The organism is Erythrobacter sp. (assembly GCF_030066995.1).
Taxonomy (GTDB): Bacteria; Pseudomonadota; Alphaproteobacteria; order Sphingomonadales; family Sphingomonadaceae; genus Erythrobacter.
Window position 1 is genome coordinate 1,118,371 of sequence record NZ_JASJAP010000001.1, and the last position, 19,409, is coordinate 1,137,779.

Here is a 19,409-nt window from a genome sequence, read left to right on the forward strand (position 1 = left end):
TCAGGCGCTAGGCAGCCATTGTTGCAGTATTGCGTTCACTCGGTCCGGCGCGTCCTGCTGGACCCAGTGCGAGACGCCGGGAAACCGTTTGAGCGTCAAATCCGTGACCCAGTCTTCGGTGCCTTCAGTGCACTTGATATGGATCGCCACGTCCTCCTCGCCCCACACCATCAGCGTCGGTACCTCGACGCGGAAATCGCCCATGTCGAGCGTGTCGCGATGGCGCGCGAGGGCGCGGTAGTAATTGACCATGGCGGTGCGCGCGCCGGGCCGGATCGACGCATCGCTGTATACGGCCTGTATCTGCGGCCCGAGGCGCTCCTTGTTGCAGCTCGTGCTGGCAATCAGCTCGCCAACCGCGTCCCCGCCTTTGCGCGCCAGCATCGCTTCGGGGAGCACAGGCAGCTGGAAGAAGTAGATGTACCAACTCTTCTTGCGCTGATGCCAGCGCTTGATCTCGCGCATTGCGCATTTCGGATGCGGCACGTTCATGACGACGAGCCGCTCAAGCGCGGTCTTGCGCGTGATTGCAAACGCCCAGGCGATGATAGCGCCCCAGTCGTGCGCCAGCAGCGTAACCTTTTTCGCACCGCTCGCCGCGATGAGAGCTTCGACATCGCCTGTCAGCTTGTCCATCGCGTAATTGCGCACACCTTTGGGCCGCGAGGTTCCGCCATAGCCGCGCAGGTTGGGCGCCCACACGCGGTAGCCCATCTCGGCAAGCAGCGGGATCTGGTGACGCCAGCTGAAATGCAGTTCAGGAAAGCCGTGCAACATCAGCGCGAGGTGATCGCCCTCACCGGCTTGCGCGACTTCGAAGGTGAGCTCGCCCGCCTCGACAAAGTCGATGGACACGCCGCTCGATGGATCGGGCCGCCAGCTTGGCCCACCGCTGGGTTTCATCACCATGCTTCAAGCGTAGCAGGCTGACCAAGGCTATGGTACGCATCGCCTCAACAAAATTTGGGAGAGAGAACCATGGCACAATACGATCTCATCATCCGCGGCGGCACGATCGTTGATGGCAGCGGCGCGCCGCAATTCGCTGGCGATGTCGCGATAAAGGACGGCCTGATCGCTGGTGTCGGGACCATACGCGGCGACGCGAAACGCGAAATCGACGCGAGCGGCAAGGTCGTTGCGCCCGGCTTTGTCGACATCCACACCCACTACGACGGTCAGGCGACCTGGGATCAGGAGATGGCTCCCTCAAGCTGGCACGGCGTCACCACGGTCGTGATGGGCAATTGCGGGGTTGGCTTCGCGCCCGCCAAGCCGGACCGCCACGAATGGCTCATCAGCCTGATGGAAGGCGTCGAGGATATTCCCGGCACCGCGCTGGCCGAGGGCATTACGTGGGAGTGGGAGACCTTTCCTGAATATCTCGACGCGCTCGAAAAGCTTCCGCGCACGGTCGATGTTGGCACCCACGTGCCCCACGGAGCGGTGCGAGCGTATGTGCTGGGCGACCGTGAACAGCCGGGCGCGGTTCCCACCGCCGAGGATATTGAGACAATGAGCGCAATCGTCGAGGAAGGCGTTCGCGCCGGCGCTCTTGGTTTCTCGACATCTCGCACCGTGTTGCACAAATCGGTCGACGGAGAGCTGGTTCCCGGCACCACCGCTACGCCGGAAGAACTGGTCGCGATCGGCAAGGCGATGGGCCGCGCCAAGGACGCTGGCGGCCACGCCGTGTTCGAAATGGCGAGCGATTTGCAGCGCGACTGGAACGAGTTCGAATGGATGGGGCGCCTCAGCCGCGAGGCGGGCATCCCGGTAACCTTCGCCGCGCTCGAAAGCATCGCCAAGGAAATGCCCCTGAAAGAGCAGATCGCCACGATGCGCGCGGAAAACGACAACGGCGCCCATATCGTCGCGCAAATCGCGCTGCGCGGAAACGGCATCATCATGGCCTGGCAGGGCACCGTGAACCCCTTCGCCTTCCGCCCCAGCTGGCAGGCAATCAAGGATCTGCCCTGGGAAGAGCAAAAGGCCAAACTGCTCGACCCCGGTTTCAAGGAGCAGCTCTTGTCGGAAGCCAACGACTATTCCGAGGCGCCGATGGACATTATCGGCGTTGTCATGGTCATCACGCAAGGCTGGGCGATGCAGTACGAGATGGACCCCGATTTCGACTACGAACCCGATGCGAGCGCCGGCGTCAATGCGCGCGCCGAAGCGGCCGGGGTCGACCCGCAGGAATACGCCTACGACATGCTGTGCGCGGACGATGGCACCGGGTTCATCTACTTGCCGATCCTGAACTACGCGGACGGCAATCTCGATTTCCTCCATCCGCTCCAGCACGCCGATGACACTGTGAACTCGCTCTCGGACGGCGGCGCGCATTGCGGCACGATCTGCGACGCGGCCTCACCCACCTTCATGCTCGAGCACTGGGTGAAAAACCGCAAGCGCGGCGAACGCATCACGCTGGAGAATGCGATCAAGCGTCAGTGCCGCGACACCGCAGTGCTCTATGGCCTCGAAGATCGCGGGTTGATTGCGCCAGGCTATCTCGCTGACATCAACGTGATCGACATGGACGCGCTCAAGCTTGGTCGCCCATGGCTCGAATTTGATCTACCCGCCGGCGGCAAGCGTCTGCTCCAGAAAGCGACGGGCTATGTCGCGACCATCAAAAGCGGCGTGGTCACTTTCGAGAACGGGAAATGGACCGGCGAGACGCCCGGCGGTCTCATTCGTGGACCGCAACGCGCCGCGCTTGCCGAGGCGGCCGAGTGAGCCCATACGTTCCGGCTCCGGGCGACTGGGCCGTCATTACCGGAGCGGGCCGCGGTATCGGCCGCTGGCTCGCGCAGCGTTTTGCCGCAAAGGGCATGCGCGTGTGCGCGCTCGATATCGACGCCTACGAGGCCGAGGAGACCGCGCGATTGTGCGGCGATGAATCTCGCGCGCATGGCTGCGATGTCTCCGACCGAGCGGAAACCGAGCGCGTCGCTGAAAAACTGATCGCGCAGGGGATCGAGCCTTCGCTGCTCTGGATCAACGCCGGAGTGGGCACCGCTGACACCGTCAGCGGCGCCAAGGCGCGGACGCTCGACTGGCTGATCGGCGTCAACGTCATGGGCCCTGTCCACACCGCGCAAAGCTGGCTCCCTTCGCTCAAAGCGCAGGCCGGAGCGCGGCATGTCGGCATCACGGCAAGCTCAGCTTCGGTCACACCGGTAAGCGCCCCCTTCACGCTCTACGCCACCACCAAGCAGATGACCGCTTCGATCGGCGAAGCGCTCATGGCAGAGCTCGGCGAGGACGGGATCGGCGTTACGATCCTGTGCCCCGGCATTCTCAACACCCAGATCTGGAACGCCGCAAGGGCGCGCCCCGAACGCTTTGGCGGGGCGCGGCAGGCGCCCGATGAACTGGGCGATCACTGGCGCGCCCAACCCGGACCTGAAGTGCTCGAGAAAGGTCTTGCCGAGACGCTCGCCAAGGGCGGCGGTTGGTGCATTATCCCGACCGAAGCGGACACCGCCAGCAAGATCAATGCGCGTCACCAGGCCCAGCGCGAAGGGCTCCACGGATACGCGGCGCAAAGCGAGGGCGCCGGGCGCGCAGAACAGAATTGACACTGCAGCGCCTTGGATTTCCCGCCGACAAGGGCCAATGGCTTGCCAGCGTACCCTCTCAGCGGCGCAGTCTCTATAGTAAGGACACCTGTGACGAACTCGTCAGACAAAATCGTCGGTTGGCGCGAAATCGTCGCGTTGCCCGATCTCAAGCTATCGGACATACCCGCCAAGGTCGACACCGGAGCGCGCACCTCGTCGCTTCACGCCGAGGTGCTTGAAGAGATCGAGCGCACGGACGGGGGCTATGTGCGCTTTGCGGTCGACTGGGGCGGCTAGAGGCATGAGGGCGAAGCCATCCATGTCGATGTGCGGGGGATCACGAGCTCCAATGGCGAAACCCAGCAGCGCTTTGTTATCAAGACCCCGCTCAGGATCGGGGAGCTGGAATTCAAGGCCGAGATCAGTCTGGCGGACCGCTCGGACATGAAATTCCCGATGCTTATCGGGCGTTCGGCGCTGCGTCGCCGCTTTCTGGTCGACAGCGGATATTCCTGGCTGCAATCACCGGGGATGAAGGTCGTGAAAGGTCACAAGCCATGAAAATTGCCATGCTCGCCCGCAACCCCAAGCTGTACTCGCACACGCGCCTTAAAGAGGCCGCCGAAGCGCGCGGGCATGAGCTCGACATTCTCAACACAACGCGGTGCAATGTGATCATCGCCAGCCACCGGCCCACCCTCACCTACGATGGTGAGACGATCAGCGGGTATGACGCGGTCATCCACCGGATCGGCGCCTCGATCACCAATTATGGGCTCGCCGTGCTGCGGCAATTCGAGATGCAAGGCGTGTGCCGCTCAACGAGAGCGTCGCGATCGGGCTCAGCCGCGACAAGCTTCGCAGGATGCAGATCCTCGCGAAGTACGGGATCGGCCTGCCGCTGACCGCCTACGCCAACGACCCCAAGGCCGCCGAAGAGATCATCAAGGCCGTCAAAGGCCCACCCGTGGTCATCAAGCTGCTGGAGGGAACGCAAGGGATCGGGGTCGTGCTCGCGGAAACCATGTCGAGCGCAAAGTCGGTGATCGAAGCGTTTCGCGGTGCGAATGTGAACATTCTGGTGCAGGAGTTCATCGCCGAAGCGGGCGGCACCGATATTCGCGCGTTGGTTGTGGGCGGCAAAGTCGTGGGCGCGATGAAGCGCAAAGGCGCGCCGGACGATTTCCGCTCCAACCTGCACCGCGGGCGCAGCGCTCAGGTGGTGAAGATCACCCCGGCGGAACGCTCCACCGCGGTGAGCGCGGCACGGCGTATGGGCCTGAATGTGTGCGGCGTGGACATGCTGCGCTCCAATCACGGCCCCGTAGTCATGGAGGTCAATTCGTCGCCGAGTATCGAAGGAATAGAGAAAGCGATGGGACAGGACCTCGCCACCAAGATCATCGAGTTTATCGAGCACAACACCAAGGCCAGAAAGACCAAGACGAAGGGGACGGGGTAAGATGGGCTCGATCGGGTGTTCGATCCGGTTTTCAAACCGCGCATTGGCGGACAAGAGCACCGCTTAGGGATCACGATTGCGCAGGCTTTTCGAGAGAGAGTCGACGGCAGGCCCAAATTCCGCTTGCGACCCGTTGGCGACGCCCATTGGGGCTGATCGCGTTTCAACAGAGCGGGCGCAAGTTACGGTACTTCATTGGGATCGCATCTTGCCGAAAAACCCTTGCGCGGTAGGATAGTGTATAGCTTACCGGAGGATACTGCATGAGCTGGAAGATTGTCCGACTGTCGCTGGCCAGGACTCCCGAATTTCCACAAGGATCGACCCTGCACGGCTATGAACTGATCCTGCCGCTTGCCGATGATGGGCTTGTTGACGTCGATGCGTTTGACGAAACCCCAGCTCGCGCGACGGTTCAGCGGCTTGCGCCTGGCCAAGCCGTGCAACGCGGGGCTATTCTGCATCGCGAAGGGCGGTTTGCATTCTCCTATGAGCCTGGCGATGCCGACGACGAAGACATCTTTCATCTCGAGAACCATGCGCTCCGGCAAGGCGAATATATCACTTTGACCGAACCTGATGGGGACGTGTTGCCATATCGGGTGGAATCGGTGCGCCCGATCCCAGATTGAGCACCGTGCAGCGAGCACATCGCGGCGTCTTTGCGGTGATAGAACGTCAGTCGTCCTGGCGAAGAAGCGTTTTTGGGGGTCTCGCAAGTCCAGTTGCCTGACCCCCGTATGCCAACGAAATCGCCGTCTTGGCATTCCCACAGCCGACGCGCCCAGAAGCCCCTAAGGCTCGATCACGATACCCTTCGCCGGGTCAACCTTGCCGCCGACCATCTCCAGATAGGTTGCGCGGGCGGCTTCGAGGCCGGAGTGGCGTTCGATCGTCACCGCATCGCCCACCGCTTCGAGAAAGCCCATCCACGCCGCGGCTGCCATCTTGCCGCCTTCGATAGGCCCGTGCTCCTTGAAGAAAGCGACAAAGTGATCAGGCGCGAAGAACAAAGTGGGCTTGGGCCCTGGCAGATGGCCGCCCGCTCCCAGCCCCGCGCCGCGCTCCTCGATATGCGTTGCACCCACCAGACAGGAATATTTGAGCAGATCGCCGAAATGCTCGTGCAACCGGGCGAGCAAACCGGCGTTGCCGGCAAAGTCCACTGTCACGGTTTCGACAATCGCCAGGTTCCCGACCTCATCGTAGGTGTAGACCTCGTCGTAAAGCCCCGTGCTCTCGACGAAATCGATATTGCCCGGCGAGGTGAGGCCGATGCGCTTGATGCCCGGTGAGTTCTGCTTGGCCACGCTGGCAAGGCCCATCGCGGTCTTGGACGAAGCGCTGGTCAGGATGACCTGACCGGCCCCGAACCATTGCTCGCCGCGCATGAAGTATTCGATGATGAAGCCCGTCTTGAACAAAGGGCCGTAAATCATCCGCTCGGCCTCGCGCGCGGGATCGTGCTCGGGATCGGCGGCGAGGCGCGTATACTGGTTGTAGACGGGGCTCATCGGCTGGCGGTAATCGGTCATGTCGGTGAAGCCACCTTCGTGGACCTTGCCCGGCACGACATCGAGATGTGTCGCCATGGGCAGGTAGCCATAGACGCGCTCGCCCACGGCGATGCCGGGGCAATTGCTCTCGATTACCTGCGCGTGCCCCCACATCGGGACGACGCCAAGCCCGGCCGGATCAGCGGCCTTGGGCGGAAAGAAATCCCAGTATTTGAACCCGTCGCCCACCACCGCGTAGGTGATGTTGTTGGCGGTGACGGAAAAGCTCTCGACCTTCAGACGCACGGCGCCTTCGGCCAGCGGCGCGCCCTCGGCTTCTACCAAAACGGCGTTGGTAAGCTCGTCCTTGCGAACGTGGACCTGCTTTTGTGTCATGATAGGCGTTCTCCCTCTTGAGCAGCAGACCTAGACCATCACGGTTCCGTTTCCCAGCGCGTTGCGCGGATCGATGGCCGGTTTTCAGTGACCGCCATCCAGGCGGAAAGATGATCGCACTGCGCGATGCCGACCTGCCCCTGCGGGGTGAGCTGGAGGCTGCGCACAATAGGATAGAGAAAGACATCGGCGAGAGTGAACTTCCCGGGCTCATTCGGGTCGATCGTCGTCCAAGCGCCGTCCCGCGCGATCTCGGCTTCCAGAAAGCCAAGCGCTCGGCTGATATTGGGCAGCGCGCGCTCAATTCGGTCGCGGTCCAGTGGCAATCGGCTGAATCTGTGCATGATATAGGGCATGACGAGGCCATGTTCGAACAGCGGGAAAAGGTAGTTGTTCGCTAAGGACACCCACGTGTCGATAACCGCACGCCTGGCCGGATCTGTCGGTAGGAGGCGGCCGGCGTTGTGCACGCTGTCGATGTACTGGGTGATCGCAAGGCTCTCGATCAACTCAAGACCGTCGATCTCGACGATCGGCACCTTGCCGAAAGGATGGCGGTTCTGCGGGCTTTGCGCGGCGGTCGGGATCGTCTCGTGGCTCAGCCCGGCCTCTTCACACGCGATCGCGACGATCCGCGTGTAGGTCGAGATCACCGGGCCGAAAATGCGGACCCGCTTGGGCGCTTCAGGAGCCACGCTGGCGCGCCGAGGCCAACCTCAGACCCGCATTGGCATCAGCACGTATAGCGCGGGCGAGCCTTCATCCTTGCGGATCAGCGTGGGCGCCCCGGCGTCGGCAAGATGCAGCTCCACCGTGTCGCTATCGATCTGGCCGAGAATGTCCTTCAAGTAATTGGCGTTGAAGCCGATCTCGAACAGGTCGGAGGAATATTCCGCTTCCAGCTCTTCAGCCGCGTTGCCGTTATCGGGCGAGGTCACCGAGAGGATCACCTTGTCCTTGTCGAGCCCCATCTTGACCGCGCGGGTCTTCTCGGTCGCGATCGTGGCGACGCGGTCAACGCCTTCGAAGAACAAGCGCGGGTCGACCTTCAGCAGCTTGTCGTTGCCGGTCGGAATGACGCGGCTGTAGTCGGGAAAGGTGCCGTCGATCAGCTTGCTGGTCAGGACCACCCCGCCCTCGCCGCTGATCGTGAAGCGGATCTTGCTGGCGGAGAGATCGATCAGGACGGTGCCATCCGACTCCTCGATCAGCTTGCGGATCTCGCCCACGGCCTTGCGGGGCACGATCACGTCCGGCATGCCAGCGGCGCCCTCGGGCCGGGGAAGCGTGAAGCGCGCGAGGCGGTGGCCGTCGGTTGCCGCGGCCTTGAGCACCGGCTCATCATCGTCGGTCACGTGCAGGAAGATGCCGTTGAGGTAATAGCGCGTCTCCTCGGTCGAGATCGCGAACCGGGTACGGTCGATCAGCTCGGCGAGCTGCTTCGCTGGAAGTTCGAACGAGGTTGGCAGATCGCCTTCGACGATCACCGGAAAATCATCGCGCGGCAGGGTTGGCAGCTTGAACCTGGCGCGGCCCGAGCGGATTTCGAGGCGGTTGTCCGCTGCATCGAGCTGAACTTGCGAGCCTTCGGACAGCTTGCGGATGATATCGTTCAACAGATGCGCGGAGACTGTGATCGCGCCGGGCGTTTCGACATTGCTGGCCGACACCGTCTCGACGATCTGGAGATCGAGGTCGGTTGCCATGACCTTGACTGTGCCATCCTCAGCCGCGTCGATGAGCACGTTGGAGAGAATGGGGATCGTGTTGCGGCGTTCCACCACCGATTGCACATGGGACATGCACCGCAGGAGCGTTGCGCGTTCGATGGTCGCCTTCATGAGCTTTGACCCTTACCTTATCGATGCTCGCGCCCGGACGCGGAATCGCCACCGGACATCGGGGATTGGAAGAAAACCTTAGCGCCGCCGCGCATTCGGGCAAGTTTGGTCTGTTGCCTAGGGGACATTCGCTTGGGGATAAGGGGGGCATCGGGGCGCCCGGGGCCCGTCGCGAGGCCTTGTCCGGCGGCTCAGACCATCGCCATGCCGCCGTTCACGTGCAGCGTCTCGCCCGTGATGTAGCCCGCCTCGCGGCTCGCGAGATAGCTTACCGCCGCGCCGATATCCGCGCCCTCCCCCATTTTGCCCATCGGGATGCGCGCGTTGATCGTCTCGGTCTGTTTTTCATCGAGCGCGGTCGTCATCGCGGTGCGGATAAAGCCGGGCGCGACGCAATTGGCGGTGATACCGCGGCTTGCGACTTCCTGCGCGAAGCTCTTGGTCATGCCGGTCAGCCCAGCCTTGGCGGCGCAATAGTTCATCTGGCCTGGATTGCCCGTATGCCCGACTACGCTGGTGATGTTGATGATCCGGCCAAAGCGCGCTTTCATCATCGGTCGAGCGCTGGCGCGCATCAGGCGAAAGGCGGCTTCGAGATTGATCGAGACCACCTGATCCCACTCCTCATCCTTCATCCGCATCGCCAGGTTGTCGCGCGTAATGCCGGCATTGTTCACGAGTATGTCGATCCCGCCAAGCGTGTCGAGCGTTGCCGGGATCAGCTCTTCAACCTGCGTCGTGTCTGAGAGGTTGCACGTGATCTCGACGTGATCGCCATGCTCGGCGGCCCCAATCTCTTCGTTGAGTTGTTCGCGAAAAACGCGAAGCTTCTCGCCGTTCGAGCCCGAAAGCGCGACTCGCGCGCCTTGCATCGCCAGCGCCGTCGCGACCGCGGAGCCGATCCCACCGCTCGCACCGGTCACCAGCGCGTTCATTCCATCCAGTCGAAACATGTAAGGCTCCTCACCTCTTCAGATAGTAAATCACGGCGTCCTCCCCTGAGATGCCGAAGCTTTCATACAGGCCCCGCGCCGCCGCGTTGTCGGGCTCGGTCGCCAGCCATATCTCATCAATATCCTCGGCACTGACGCGCGCGAACAGAAAATGGAATTAAGCGCGCGCGCAACGCACCGCCTGCGCCAATCGTCGCCAACGCCGATCTCGTCAAGGAACAGTTCGGTGGGCTTGTCGGGATGCGTGCGGACGACCACCATGAGCATACCGACAACCAGTTTCCCTGCGAGCGCGACCGCCATCCAATTGCAGGGGTTTGCAAGATAGCGTGACAGGCGCTCCGGATCGATTGCGAGATCGAAGGTGCCCGGCGCGATGCTATGGAGAAGGCCAAAGTTGGATAAATCGATCCAGTGGAGCGAGATATCGGAATGCTCACAGCGACTTCGCGAAAGCCTCAAGCTCGTCCATCGTCACCAGGCTTGTCGCCTCGGCCTCGCCCGCAATCTTGCGGATCATCGGGGAGAGCACTTTGCCGCCGATCTCGAAAAACTCGCCGATCCCGTCCGCGTGCATCGCCGCAACGCTCTCGCGCCAGCGCACGCGGCCTGTAACCTGCTCGACGAGGAGTTCTTGCTCTTCCTCGCCCGAGACCACCTTCGCAGCGGTCACGTTGGCGTAAAGCGGGATGGCCAGGTTGGCCGGCGGGGTTTCACTCAGCGCCTGCGCCATGCGCTGTGCGGCGGGCTGCATCAGCGAGGAGTGGAAAGGAGCGGAGACGGGAAGCTTCACTCCGCGCTTGATCCCGTGCTCTTTGACCAGGGCGATGGCGCGGTCGATCGCCCCGGTATGGCCCGATAGGACCACCTGCCCCGGATCGTTGTCGTTCGCAACCTCGCAAACCTCTCCCCTGGCGGACGCTTCGGCCAGGGCGGTGGCTTTCTCGAGATCCGCCCCCAGCAACGCCGCCATCGCGCCCTCGCCCACCGGAACCGCAGCCTGCATCGCCTGCCCGCGCAGCTTGAGCAGACGCGCGGTGGTAGCCAGGTCAAACGCGCCCGCTGCGCAAAGGGCCGTGTATTCGCCAAGCGAGTGGCCCGCCACCGCATCCACCGTCTCTTGGAGGGCTACGCCGAAATCTTCTTCAAGCGTGCGCACCGTCGCCATAGCGTTCGCCATAATGGCTGGCTGGCTGTTTTCAGTCAGCGTCAGCTCGTCCGTCGGTCCGTCGCGCATCAACGCGAACAGGTTCTGCGAAAGCGCTTCATCGACCTCCTCGAACACTTCGCGCGCTGCGGAGCTGGCCTGCGCCAAGTCGACACCCATGCCCACTTTCTGACTGCCCTGTCCGGGGAATACAAACGCTCTCATCTCTATCCTCTTATCCGGGCGACCCATGCCGGTCTTGCCCATTCGAGCGCCCGGTTAGGCACCGCGAAACGGACTCGCAAGACCGAAAGGCACCACCTTGTTGGCATCGGTGTGCCCGATCTCGGCGCGTCCGAGATAGGGGATCCCGGCCCGCGCGCACCAGAACTGGACGATATCTTCGACGCTGCGGCCAAAGGGGTGATCGTTCTCGGGCACTTCGGTCACTTCGCCCAGACGCAGCCCCGCGAGGCGCGGCAAACTGCCATAGAGGGAGAAGAAGATCCGATCGACCGAGTAGAGATGCTCGCTCACTTCCTCCAGCATCACCACATGATCGGTAAGATCCGGCATTAGCGGCGTGGGCGCCATCATCGCCAGCGTGATGAGGTTGAAGGCCGCAGCGGGCCGTGTTCCATCAAGGCTTGGCTCAAGCCCGGAATTGTCGCCGGCGAACCAGCGCAGCACTCGCCGCACCGCTTCGCGTCCGCCTTGCGAGGCGGCGTTGATTGGCATCGATCCATGCGCGCACTGGCCGATCCCGGCCTTGTAAAGCGCGCCCATTATGTAGCCGCAATCGGAGAAGCCGACATAGGTCTTGGCCCGCGCGGCTTCGTTCAGGCGCGGGATCGTCGCCTCGGCGATGCGGTTCGAGCCATAGCCTCCACGCGCGAACCAAACCGCGTCATAGCCGGGATCGTTGGCGCATTCCAGAAACGCGGTCAGCCGCATCAGATCGTCGCCCGCAAAGTGGCCCGAGCGCGCAAAGCACTGCTCGTGAAAGTGCACGGTGTGCATTGGAAATTCGGCGGCGACCAGCGCCCGCGTCGCCTCGGCGGCCTCGCGCGTGATCGGCGAAGCGGGTGCGCAAATGGCAATCTTTGTCATGATGTCGGACCTAAGTCGCTTGTCAGCTTGGGCGCAAGCCAATAACCATCATTGCTATGGATCATTCGATCGAGAGGGCGGAACTGGACGGCCGCCCATTCTTCTTTTGCGGCGTTGGCGGGTCGGGGATGCTTCCCCTCGCGCAGATCGTGCGCGGCCTGGGGTATGAGGTCGCGGGCTCGGACCGCAGCCGCGATCAGGGTCGGACTCCGGCGAAGTTCGAATGGCTCGAAAGCGCCGGTTTCACCCTTTTCCCCCAGGATGGCAGCGGCATAACGGCGCCTGAACAGATCCTGATCGCGTCAGCCGCGGTCGAGGACACGGTGCCCGAAGTCAGCCGCGCAAAGGAACTGGGCTGCACCCGGATGAGCCGGGCGCAATTGCTCTCGGCTCTGTTCAACGAGGCGGGCTATTCGATCGCGGTCGGCGGGACATCCGGCAAGTCGACAGTGACCGGGATGATAGCGTGGATACTCTCAGAGGCGGGCTACGATCCAAGCGTCATGAACGGCGCGGTCATGAAGAATTTTGCCGGGCCCGATAATCCCTTCGCCAGCGCTCGGATCGGACGGCCTGAGCTTTTTGTGAGCGAAGTCGACGAAAGCGACGGCTCAATCGCCCTGTACCGGCCAACAATTGGGGTCCTTCTCAACGTCAGCCTCGACCACAAGAGCATCGAAGAACTGCGCGTGCTGTTTGGAGATTACGTCCGCGAGGCCGGCTGCGCGGTGATCAATCTCGACGATGATGAGGCGGCGTTTCTGGCCGGCAAGGCCTCGCAGGCGATCACTTTCGGTATCGACACGACAAGAGCGGACCTGACTGTTGAACCCGGTTCGATCGAAGAAAGCGCGTTCGGCATCAGCGCGGCGATCATCGATAATCGTAGCCGTGAAGCCTTTCCGCTTGTCCTCCCGATGCCGGGCCGCCACAATCTCTCGAACGCGCTGGCCGCAATTGCAGCGACCAGCGCGGCGGGGCTGGATGTGGAGAAAGCGGCCTACGCGCTGCGCTCCTTTGAGGGTCTCGCCCGGCGCTTTGACGTGGTTGGAACAACCGCAAACGGCATCACCGTCATCGATGATTTCGGCCACAACCCCGAGAAATGCGCGGCCACCCTGCGCACGTTGAGAGCCATGCCGGGCCGCGTGCTCGCCTTCTTCCAGCCGCATGGCTATGGGCCGCTCAAGCAGATGGGCGATGAACTCGCCGAAACTTTCGCACGCGAACTGGGCGCCGATGATGTGACGCTGATGTGCGATCCGGTCTACTTCGGCGGCACGGTCGATCGCAGCGAAGGCAGCGAGCGGATCGTTGAGCTGATCAAAGCGCATGGCGGCGAAGCGGAGTACATTGCGACGCGCGAGGCGTGCGGTGACCGGATAGTCGAGCTTGCGCAGGCTGGCGATCGCATCGTCATCATGGGGGCGCGCGACGACACGCTGAGCGAGTTTGCCAAGGGCGTCTTCGAGCGACTGGAATGAGCGCTTATGAGCGCGCGCGCCGGCACGCCTGGTGGATGGTCGGTGCGCTGGTGGTGGCGATCCTCTTCGTCGCCGTTGTGGAACGGTATTTCGGGCATTCCTCGCTCGCCTTTGGCGTGGCGATTGTTGGCCTGATTGCCGCCAATCGCCCGATGCTCCGGCACAATTGCCCGCGCTGCGGGAAGAACCTGTTCTTTCGCGGCATTTTCGTCGTGCCCTGGCCCAACCGGGAGTGCGGGCGCTGCGGGCTCGATCTCACGCAAGAGCAGAACACCGATGCGCAAGACTAATTGGGGCGTTCGAGCGCTTTGAGCGCCGCCTCCTCGCGCGCCACCGCCCTTTTATATGCGTCGCGCGCCGTAAGCCGCTCGCGATAGGCTCTGAGAGAATCCGGGATCCCTTCATCGAGGCCGACCTTGCCCGCAAGGATAAGCGCGTACCCGACACAAATATCGGCGATGGTAAAACGATCCGCGCACAAATAGTCGCGTTCCTCCAGGCGCTCTTCGATCTTGATGAGCCGCTTGTAGAACCACTTCGCATAGGCCTCACCCGCCTCGCCCCAGCCCTTGTCCTTCTCGAACACGGAAAAGCGCATGTAGACCGTCTGCGGGAAGGTAAGCGTTGCGTCGGCGTGGTAGGTGAAGTCGAGATACTCCGCGTAATCGCACTCGCCCACCTGGACGATGAAGGGCGTCGGACCCCTGCGCGCGCCAATGTAGTGCGCAATCGCGCAGCTTTCGGTCATGCGCGACTGGTAGGGGGTCAAATCATCGCCAAGCTCGTCGATGAAGAGCGGCACGGTCCCAAGGGGATTGATCTTCAGATAGTCCGGCGCCGCAAAGCGCGGGGGAAAGGGCAGGATGCGCAGGTCGATATCCAGGCCCACCTCTTCGGCGGCCCAGGTGCAGCGCAGCCCGCGTGAGCCCGCGCAGGTGTAGAGAATGGGGGTATCGGACATGGCGCCCACGTCTAGCCAGAGCCGATTGGGCGCGAAAGAGTTAGTTGATGAAGTGCATGCGAAGGCCTTGCGTAATCGGTATGAACAAGCGATTTTGACTTACCGATTGTGTCGCGCACGCGACATCATAATTCCTACACCAAAACCGCTCCCCCCCCCCTTTACCGCTTGCTTTCCGCGTCCGTTTCGCTATGTGCGCGCCTTCCATTGTTGGGCGACAAGCCGGCGTGGAACCTCAAATCGAGGAATTAAGAAAGCCGGAGGGGCCCCGTCATCCGGACGGATCAGCCAGCGATCGGCATGGAAGTGAAAGGAAGCGAAGAATGGCTCTTTACGAGCATATCTTCCTCGCGCGTCAGGATCTGAGCCAGGCTCAGGTGGACGCGCTGGCGGCCACGGCGACCGAAATCGTCGAAGCGAACGAAGGCAAGGTCACCAAGACCGAAACCTGGGGCCTTAAGTCCCTCGCCTACAAGATCGAGCGCAACCGCAAGGCGCATTTCGTGATGCTCAACATCGACGCACCCGGTTCGGTCGTCGCCGAGCTTGAGCGCCAGACGCGCATCAACGAAGACGTCATCCGCTACATGACCATTCGCGTCGACGAGCACGAAGACGGCCCCAGCGTGATGATGCGCAAGAACGAACGCGACCGTAAGCGTCGCTCTGACCGTGAGGAGCGCGACTGATGGCCCGCCCGTTTTTCCGCCGCCGCAAGTCCTGCCCGTTCTCCGGCAAGGACGCCCCCAAGATCGATTACAAGGACGTGCGCCTGCTTCAGGGCTTCATGTCCGAGCGTGGCAAGATCGTGCCTTCGCGCATCACCGCTGTTTCGGCCAAGAAGCAGCGTGAACTCGCCAAGGCGATCAAGCGCGCGCGTCACATCGGCCTGCTGCCGTACATTGTGAAGTAAGAGGAGAAAGAGACATGGATATCATTCTCCTTGAGCGCATCGAAAAGCTGGGCACGATTGGCGACATCGTCACCGTGAAGGACGGCTACGCGCGCAACTTCCTGCTCCCGCAGAAGAAGGCCCTGCGCGCCAACGACGCCAACAAGAAGGTGTTCGAAGCCAACCGCGAACGGCTTGAAAAGGAAAACGCTGAAAAACGCACCGCCGCGCAAAGCCTTGGCGAGAAGGTTGAGGGCGCCGAAGTGGTCCTGATCCGCGCCGCGTCGAACACCGGACAGCTCTACGGCTCGGTCAATGTGCGCGACATGGTCGCCGGCCTCACCGAACAGGGCCACAACGTCGACAAGAAGCAAGTCATCATGGGCGCGCCGATCAAGACTATCGGCATGCACGAGGTGACCGTGGCCCTTCACCCGGAAGTGCGCGTGACCGTAAAGGCCAACGTGGCGCGTTCGGACGATGAGGCTGAATTGCAGTCGCAAGGTGTCGATGTCCTCGCGCAGATCTTCGAAGAAGAGCAGAAGGAAATCGAGGAACAGGCCGAAGCCAACCGCATCGATCCCAACCTTGAGCCGGGCGAGATCCCGACCGAACTGCTTGAAGACAGCGCCGCTGAAGCGCTGACGCAGGACGCCTCTGAAGGCGCCGCCGAAGAGACGACCGAAGAGACGACCGAAGAGACCAAGAGCGAAGACACCGCCGAAGGCTAGTCGCCCGCTCCCCTGTCGCTTCAGACACGAACACGAAAGGCTGGGATCCGATGAGTTTCGCCTCGGACCCCAGCCTTTTTGTCCATCAGATGGACACAGCGCGCGATCGCCTGCTCCTGATGCGGGTGACCGAAGATGAACTGCGCGCCGCGAGCTTTCTCGATCAGCGGCTTGTCCAGACCCCGCCCGGCGAGGCCAAGCGAGCGATGCAATGGGGCGACTTCGCGACCATTGCCCCCCAAACCGATGCGCCCGGCGCCCCGGCGCGCGACGATGCGCGCTTCATCTTTCATATCGGCCATGTCGGATCGACCTTGATCGCTCGGCTGCTCGGCGAAGCGCCCGACACGCTCGCCCTTCGCGAACCGCAGATCCTGCGCCAGTTTGCCGAACTGCGCATGGTCGACGGGCTTGCGCATTCGCCCTGGCCTCCCGGACAGGTCAGCGACCGCTTGCCGCTCGCGCGCAAATGGCTGTCGCGCACGTTTCGCGCCGATCAGCGTGCGCTGATCAAGGCGACGAGCTTTGTCAGCGATATCGCTGGCGACCTGCTTGAAGGCAGCCGCAAGGCGGTGTTCCTGACGCTCTCGCCAGAGCGTTACCTGCAAACCATCCTCTCCGGCGAGGCTTCGCGCCAGGAACTCGCCGTTCTTTCCAGCGCGCGTCTCCAGCGACTGAACAACCGGCTCCACGGGCCGGACATCAATCTGTGGGAGCTGGATGAGGCGGCCCGCGCCGCGATGGCGTGGGCCTGCGAGTTGACCGCGCTGGACGCCGCGGCGAACGAAAACACGCTGTGGCAGGACTTTGACGACTTTCTAGCGCAGCCCGCTCAAACCCTCACGCGCATCGCTGAACATATCGAGACGGCGGTCTCGCCCGATCAGGCTCAGAGCTGGGTCGAAGGCCCGATCATGCAGCGCTATTCCAAGGCTCCCGAGCAAGGCTATTCTCCGCAATTGCGCGAAGAGGTGCTCGCCGCTGCGGCGCAGGAACGCCGGGATGACATCGCCTCAGCCCTTCGCTGGCTTGATCGAGCGGCGGGGGAACATCCAGCGATTGCGAGCGCCATGGAGCGCGCCTAGAAGGCTGTCCCATGTTCCGATTGATCGAAAACGTGCTTTCTGACGCCCAGGTGGCCGAGCTTAAAGGCATCGCGGCCAAGGCCACCTTTGTGGACGGGAAAATCTCCAACCCGCACTCCAAGGTCAAATCCAATCTGCAAATGCACGATCAGAATTTGCAGCAGAGCGCGGTCAACATCATGGCAAAGGCGCTGTTCGCAAACGAAGACTTCATGAACTTCGCGATCCCCACGCAGTTCGCGCCGCCGCTGATCTGCCGCTACACGCCGGGTATGAAATACGGTCTGCATCCCGACGCAGCGATGATGGGGATCGGCAACGTCTCGATCCGCTCCGATCTTTCCTGCACGCTGTTTCTCAACGACCCGGATAGCTATGACGGAGGGGCGCTTCGCAGCGTGCTGGGAACCGAGGAAATCCGCATCAAGGGGCCGGTCGGATCGGCGATCGTCTATCCCTCCTCCACCCTTCACGAAGTCGAGGAAGTGACAAAAGGCGAACGCCTTGTCGCGATTACGTTCATCCAGAGCCAGGTGCCCGACACAGCGCAGCGCGAGCTGCTGTATGAATTGGGCGAAGTCGCGGCGCTCGAAGGCAATTCGATGAGCTCGGAGAACTACACCCGCCTCCAAGCCGTGCAGTTCAACCTCAGACGGATGTGGCAACGCTCCTGACGCAGCGCGTGGAAAGGCTCGCGCCATAAATCTTCGCGCGGGGCGCACGCCCGCCTTGGCACCGTTGCAAACTCGGTGCTAAAGGCGCGCATGATCAAGATCCCCCACATTCTGAAGCAATTGCAAAGCCACTACAGCGACGCGGTGGCCACACTGCGCAATGACGTCATCGCGTTTGGCAAGGACGGCGCAATCCCGCCTTCGCGCAAGCGCCAGGATGGCAGCTACGCCTATCCCCAGCTCACCCTTCACTACGCCGGCGCGGGCGCTTCGGGCGGCGATCTGACGGATCGCAGCCGCGCCTTTGGCCGCCTGGAACAGACCGGCACTTACACCACCACCATTACCCGGCCAGACCTGTTTGCGCCCTATCTCACCGAGCAGCTCGAACTGATCGCGGCGGAATACGATATCGACGTCACCGTCACCCGCTCAAGCCAGGAAATCCCGTTCCCCTATGTGCTCGACGGCGAGGCGGGAGCGATGATGCAGGGTATCGCACCGCAGGACATCGCCAAATACTTCCCCTCGACCGACCTTGCCCTGATCGGCGATGAACTTGCCGACGGTATCGAGATCGACGAGAACACAGCGATGCCGCTGTCGCTCTTCGACGGGCTGCGCACCGATTACTCACTGGCTCGGCTGGCTCACTACACCGGGACCGCGGTCGGCGATTTTCAGGACTTTATCCTGTTTACGAACTACCATCGCTATGTCGATGAATTCGTTGACTGGGGCGCCAAGCAGATCGGCGAGAACGGCTACACGGCCCTGCGCGGCGCGGGAGGCCTCGATATCTCGGAGCGCACCGAGACCGCGCGCGATCAACTGAGCGATACCGCCTGGCGACGCTCGCAAATGCCCAGCTATCACCTGATGCGCGAGGACAGGCGCGGGATCACGCTGGTGAATATCGGTGTTGGTCCCTCGAACGCGAAGACGATCTGCGATCACCTGGCGGTTCTGCGCCCCCATGCCTGGATGATGATCGGCCACTGCGGAGGCGTTCGCTCAACGCAGAAGATCGGCGATTTCGTCCTCGCGCACGCCTATCTGCGCGACGATCACGTGCTCGACGCGGTGCTGCCGCCCGAAATTCCCATTCCGCCCATTGCCGAGGTGCAACTCGCCCTCGCCGGGGCGGCCGAGCATGTGTCGGGCAAACAGGGGGCAAACCTCAAGGAGCGGATGCGCACCGGAACCGTTGTCACCACCGATGATCGCAATTGGGAGCTACACTATTCCGACAGCGCCAAGCGGTTCTCCCAAAGCCGCGCGATTGCGGTTGAAATGGAGAGCGCGACCATCGCGGCGCAAGGCTATCGCTTCCGGGTGCCCTACGGCACGCTGCTGTGCGTGTCGGACAAGCCCCTGCATGGCGAGATCAAGCTGCCGGGCCAGGCGAACAAGTTTTACGAGGAAGCGATCGCGGCTCACTTGCAGATCGGACTCGAAGCGGTCGGGCGCCTGCGCGACGAGGGCGACCGTTTGCACAGCCGGAAGCTTCGCGCGTTCAACGAACCGCCCTTCCGGTAACAGAAGATGCGGCGTCGCCCAGTGGGTACGCGCTCCAAGCCGATCGAGACCCTGGCGTTGCGAACC

19 protein-coding genes and 2 pseudogenes are annotated in these 19,409 nt (G+C 62.5%); 13 read left to right on the plus strand and 8 right to left on the minus strand.

The genetic code is table 11. The features are described 5' to 3' along the window. The gene (locus tag QNI87_RS05305; protein WP_300594993.1) at nt 1–903 is read right to left on the minus strand and encodes an alpha/beta fold hydrolase; all 903 of its coding nucleotides are present in this window, start codon (nt 901–903) and stop codon (nt 1–3) included. Nucleotides 904–978: 75 nt separating this feature from the next. Between QNI87_RS05305 and QNI87_RS05310 the strand changes: the two genes are divergently transcribed. The 5 genes and pseudogenes from QNI87_RS05310 to QNI87_RS05335 all read left to right on the plus strand — a co-directional run bounded on the left by QNI87_RS05310 (nt 979) and on the right by QNI87_RS05335 (nt 5,666). Next, on the plus strand, nt 979–2,745 hold the full coding sequence (locus QNI87_RS05310; protein ID WP_300594995.1) for a D-aminoacylase: 1,767 nt from the start codon (nt 979–981) through the stop codon (nt 2,743–2,745). After that, entirely contained in the window at nt 2,742–3,590 is an 849-nt protein-coding gene (locus QNI87_RS05315) for an SDR family NAD(P)-dependent oxidoreductase (RefSeq protein WP_300594997.1), read from the plus strand. Before QNI87_RS05310 ends, QNI87_RS05315 begins: the two co-directional genes overlap by 4 nt. A gap of 90 nt (nt 3,591–3,680) precedes the next feature. Then, a pseudogene (locus QNI87_RS05320) lies at nt 3,681–4,133 on the plus strand (RimK/LysX family protein). Further along, nucleotides 4,130–5,034: pseudogene (gene rimK, locus QNI87_RS05330) on the plus strand (30S ribosomal protein S6--L-glutamate ligase). The pseudogenes QNI87_RS05320 and rimK overlap by 4 nt, the downstream one beginning before the upstream one ends. Nucleotides 5,035–5,297: 263 nt before the next feature. Further along, entirely contained in the window at nt 5,298–5,666 is a 369-nt protein-coding gene (locus QNI87_RS05335; RefSeq protein WP_300595003.1) for a hypothetical protein, read from the plus strand. A 162-nt stretch (nt 5,667–5,828) separates the two neighbouring features. On the opposite strand, the gene QNI87_RS05340 is transcribed toward QNI87_RS05335, so the two are convergent. The 6 genes from QNI87_RS05340 to QNI87_RS05365 all read right to left on the minus strand — a co-directional run bounded on the left by QNI87_RS05340 (nt 5,829) and on the right by QNI87_RS05365 (nt 11,977). After that, entirely contained in the window at nt 5,829–6,926 is a 1,098-nt protein-coding gene (locus tag QNI87_RS05340; protein ID WP_300595005.1) for a DUF2855 family protein, read from the minus strand. 38 nt (nt 6,927–6,964) lie between these two features. Further along, the gene (locus QNI87_RS05345) at nt 6,965–7,621 is read right to left on the minus strand and encodes a glutathione S-transferase family protein (RefSeq protein WP_300595007.1); all 657 of its coding nucleotides are present in this window, start codon (nt 7,619–7,621) and stop codon (nt 6,965–6,967) included. A 21-nt stretch (nt 7,622–7,642) separates the two neighbouring features. Beyond that, nucleotides 7,643–8,767, minus strand: coding sequence for a DNA polymerase III subunit beta (gene dnaN / locus QNI87_RS05350; protein ID WP_300595009.1), 1,125 nt, complete (start codon nt 8,765–8,767; stop codon nt 7,643–7,645). Between the two features lie 191 nt (nt 8,768–8,958). Then, on the minus strand, nt 8,959–9,720 hold the full coding sequence (gene fabG / locus QNI87_RS05355) for a 3-oxoacyl-[acyl-carrier-protein] reductase (protein WP_300595012.1): 762 nt from the start codon (nt 9,718–9,720) through the stop codon (nt 8,959–8,961). Between the two features lie 436 nt (nt 9,721–10,156). After that, nucleotides 10,157–11,092 carry an ACP S-malonyltransferase gene (fabD, locus tag QNI87_RS05360; protein WP_300595014.1) on the minus strand — a complete coding sequence of 312 codons (936 nt, stop codon included), beginning with the start codon at nt 11,090–11,092 and terminating at the stop codon, nt 10,157–10,159. Nucleotides 11,093–11,146: 54 nt separating this feature from the next. Beyond that, complete coding sequence (locus tag QNI87_RS05365) at nt 11,147–11,977, minus strand: LD-carboxypeptidase (protein WP_300595016.1); 831 nt, start codon at nt 11,975–11,977, stop codon at nt 11,147–11,149. 56 nt (nt 11,978–12,033) lie between these two features. Between QNI87_RS05365 and QNI87_RS05370 the strand changes: the two genes are divergently transcribed. Further along, the gene (locus QNI87_RS05370) at nt 12,034–13,461 is read left to right on the plus strand and encodes a Mur ligase family protein (protein WP_300595018.1); all 1,428 of its coding nucleotides are present in this window, start codon (nt 12,034–12,036) and stop codon (nt 13,459–13,461) included. After that, on the plus strand, nt 13,458–13,751 hold the full coding sequence (locus QNI87_RS05375; protein WP_300595020.1) for a hypothetical protein: 294 nt from the start codon (nt 13,458–13,460) through the stop codon (nt 13,749–13,751). The genes QNI87_RS05370 and QNI87_RS05375 overlap by 4 nt, the downstream gene beginning before the upstream one ends. Here QNI87_RS05375 and QNI87_RS05380 read toward each other — a convergent pair. Beyond that, nucleotides 13,748–14,422, minus strand: coding sequence for a glutathione S-transferase family protein (locus QNI87_RS05380; RefSeq protein WP_300595022.1), 675 nt, complete (start codon nt 14,420–14,422; stop codon nt 13,748–13,750). The genes QNI87_RS05375 and QNI87_RS05380 overlap by 4 nt on opposite strands. A 323-nt stretch (nt 14,423–14,745) precedes the next feature. Here QNI87_RS05380 and rpsF point away from each other — a divergent pair, with 323 nt between their 5' ends. From rpsF to QNI87_RS05410, 6 genes are all read left to right on the plus strand, one after another. After that, complete coding sequence (rpsF, locus tag QNI87_RS05385; protein WP_300595023.1) at nt 14,746–15,111, plus strand: 30S ribosomal protein S6; 366 nt, start codon at nt 14,746–14,748, stop codon at nt 15,109–15,111. After that, nucleotides 15,111–15,335, plus strand: coding sequence for a 30S ribosomal protein S18 (gene rpsR, locus QNI87_RS05390; RefSeq protein ID WP_007164455.1), 225 nt, complete (start codon nt 15,111–15,113; stop codon nt 15,333–15,335). The genes rpsF and rpsR overlap by 1 nt, the downstream gene beginning before the upstream one ends. 14 nt (nt 15,336–15,349) lie before the next feature. Beyond that, nucleotides 15,350–16,045 carry a 50S ribosomal protein L9 gene (gene rplI / locus QNI87_RS05395; protein WP_300595030.1) on the plus strand — a complete coding sequence of 232 codons (696 nt, stop codon included), beginning with the start codon at nt 15,350–15,352 and terminating at the stop codon, nt 16,043–16,045. A gap of 50 nt (nt 16,046–16,095) precedes the next feature. Then, complete coding sequence (locus QNI87_RS05400) at nt 16,096–17,130, plus strand: hypothetical protein (RefSeq protein WP_300595032.1); 1,035 nt, start codon at nt 16,096–16,098, stop codon at nt 17,128–17,130. Between the two features lie 11 nt (nt 17,131–17,141). After that, complete coding sequence (locus tag QNI87_RS05405; protein WP_300595034.1) at nt 17,142–17,804, plus strand: Fe2+-dependent dioxygenase; 663 nt, start codon at nt 17,142–17,144, stop codon at nt 17,802–17,804. Nucleotides 17,805–17,894: 90 nt separating this feature from the next. Beyond that, nucleotides 17,895–19,343, plus strand: a complete 1,449-nt coding sequence (locus QNI87_RS05410) for an AMP nucleosidase (protein WP_300595036.1) — start codon at nt 17,895–17,897, stop codon at nt 19,341–19,343. Nucleotides 19,344–19,409 lie beyond the last annotated feature (66 nt).

Coding starts and splice junctions, on each gene's coding strand:
- QNI87_RS05410 (WP_300595036.1), top strand. CDS start 17,895: ATGATCAAGATCCCCCACATTCTGAAGCAATTGCAAAGCCACTACAGC.
- QNI87_RS05340 (WP_300595005.1), bottom strand. CDS start 6,926: ATGACACAAAAGCAGGTCCACGTTCGCAAGGACGAGCTTACCAACGCC.
- QNI87_RS05400 (WP_300595032.1), top strand. CDS start 16,096: ATGAGTTTCGCCTCGGACCCCAGCCTTTTTGTCCATCAGATGGACACA.
- dnaN (WP_300595009.1), bottom strand. CDS start 8,767: ATGAAGGCGACCATCGAACGCGCAACGCTCCTGCGGTGCATGTCCCAT.
- QNI87_RS05370 (WP_300595018.1), top strand. CDS start 12,034: ATGGATCATTCGATCGAGAGGGCGGAACTGGACGGCCGCCCATTCTTC.
- rplI (WP_300595030.1), top strand. CDS start 15,350: ATGGATATCATTCTCCTTGAGCGCATCGAAAAGCTGGGCACGATTGGC.
- fabG (WP_300595012.1), bottom strand. CDS start 9,720: ATGTTTCGACTGGATGGAATGAACGCGCTGGTGACCGGTGCGAGCGGT.
- QNI87_RS05375 (WP_300595020.1), top strand. CDS start 13,458: ATGAGCGCTTATGAGCGCGCGCGCCGGCACGCCTGGTGGATGGTCGGT.
- QNI87_RS05365 (WP_300595016.1), bottom strand. CDS start 11,977: ATGACAAAGATTGCCATTTGCGCACCCGCTTCGCCGATCACGCGCGAG.
- QNI87_RS05380 (WP_300595022.1), bottom strand. CDS start 14,422: ATGTCCGATACCCCCATTCTCTACACCTGCGCGGGCTCACGCGGGCTG.
- QNI87_RS05405 (WP_300595034.1), top strand. CDS start 17,142: ATGTTCCGATTGATCGAAAACGTGCTTTCTGACGCCCAGGTGGCCGAG.
- QNI87_RS05310 (WP_300594995.1), top strand. CDS start 979: ATGGCACAATACGATCTCATCATCCGCGGCGGCACGATCGTTGATGGC.
- QNI87_RS05335 (WP_300595003.1), top strand. CDS start 5,298: ATGAGCTGGAAGATTGTCCGACTGTCGCTGGCCAGGACTCCCGAATTT.
- rpsR (WP_007164455.1), top strand. CDS start 15,111: ATGGCCCGCCCGTTTTTCCGCCGCCGCAAGTCCTGCCCGTTCTCCGGC.
- QNI87_RS05305 (WP_300594993.1), bottom strand. CDS start 903: ATGAAACCCAGCGGTGGGCCAAGCTGGCGGCCCGATCCATCGAGCGGC.
- fabD (WP_300595014.1), bottom strand. CDS start 11,092: ATGAGAGCGTTTGTATTCCCCGGACAGGGCAGTCAGAAAGTGGGCATG.
- rpsF (WP_300595023.1), top strand. CDS start 14,746: ATGGCTCTTTACGAGCATATCTTCCTCGCGCGTCAGGATCTGAGCCAG.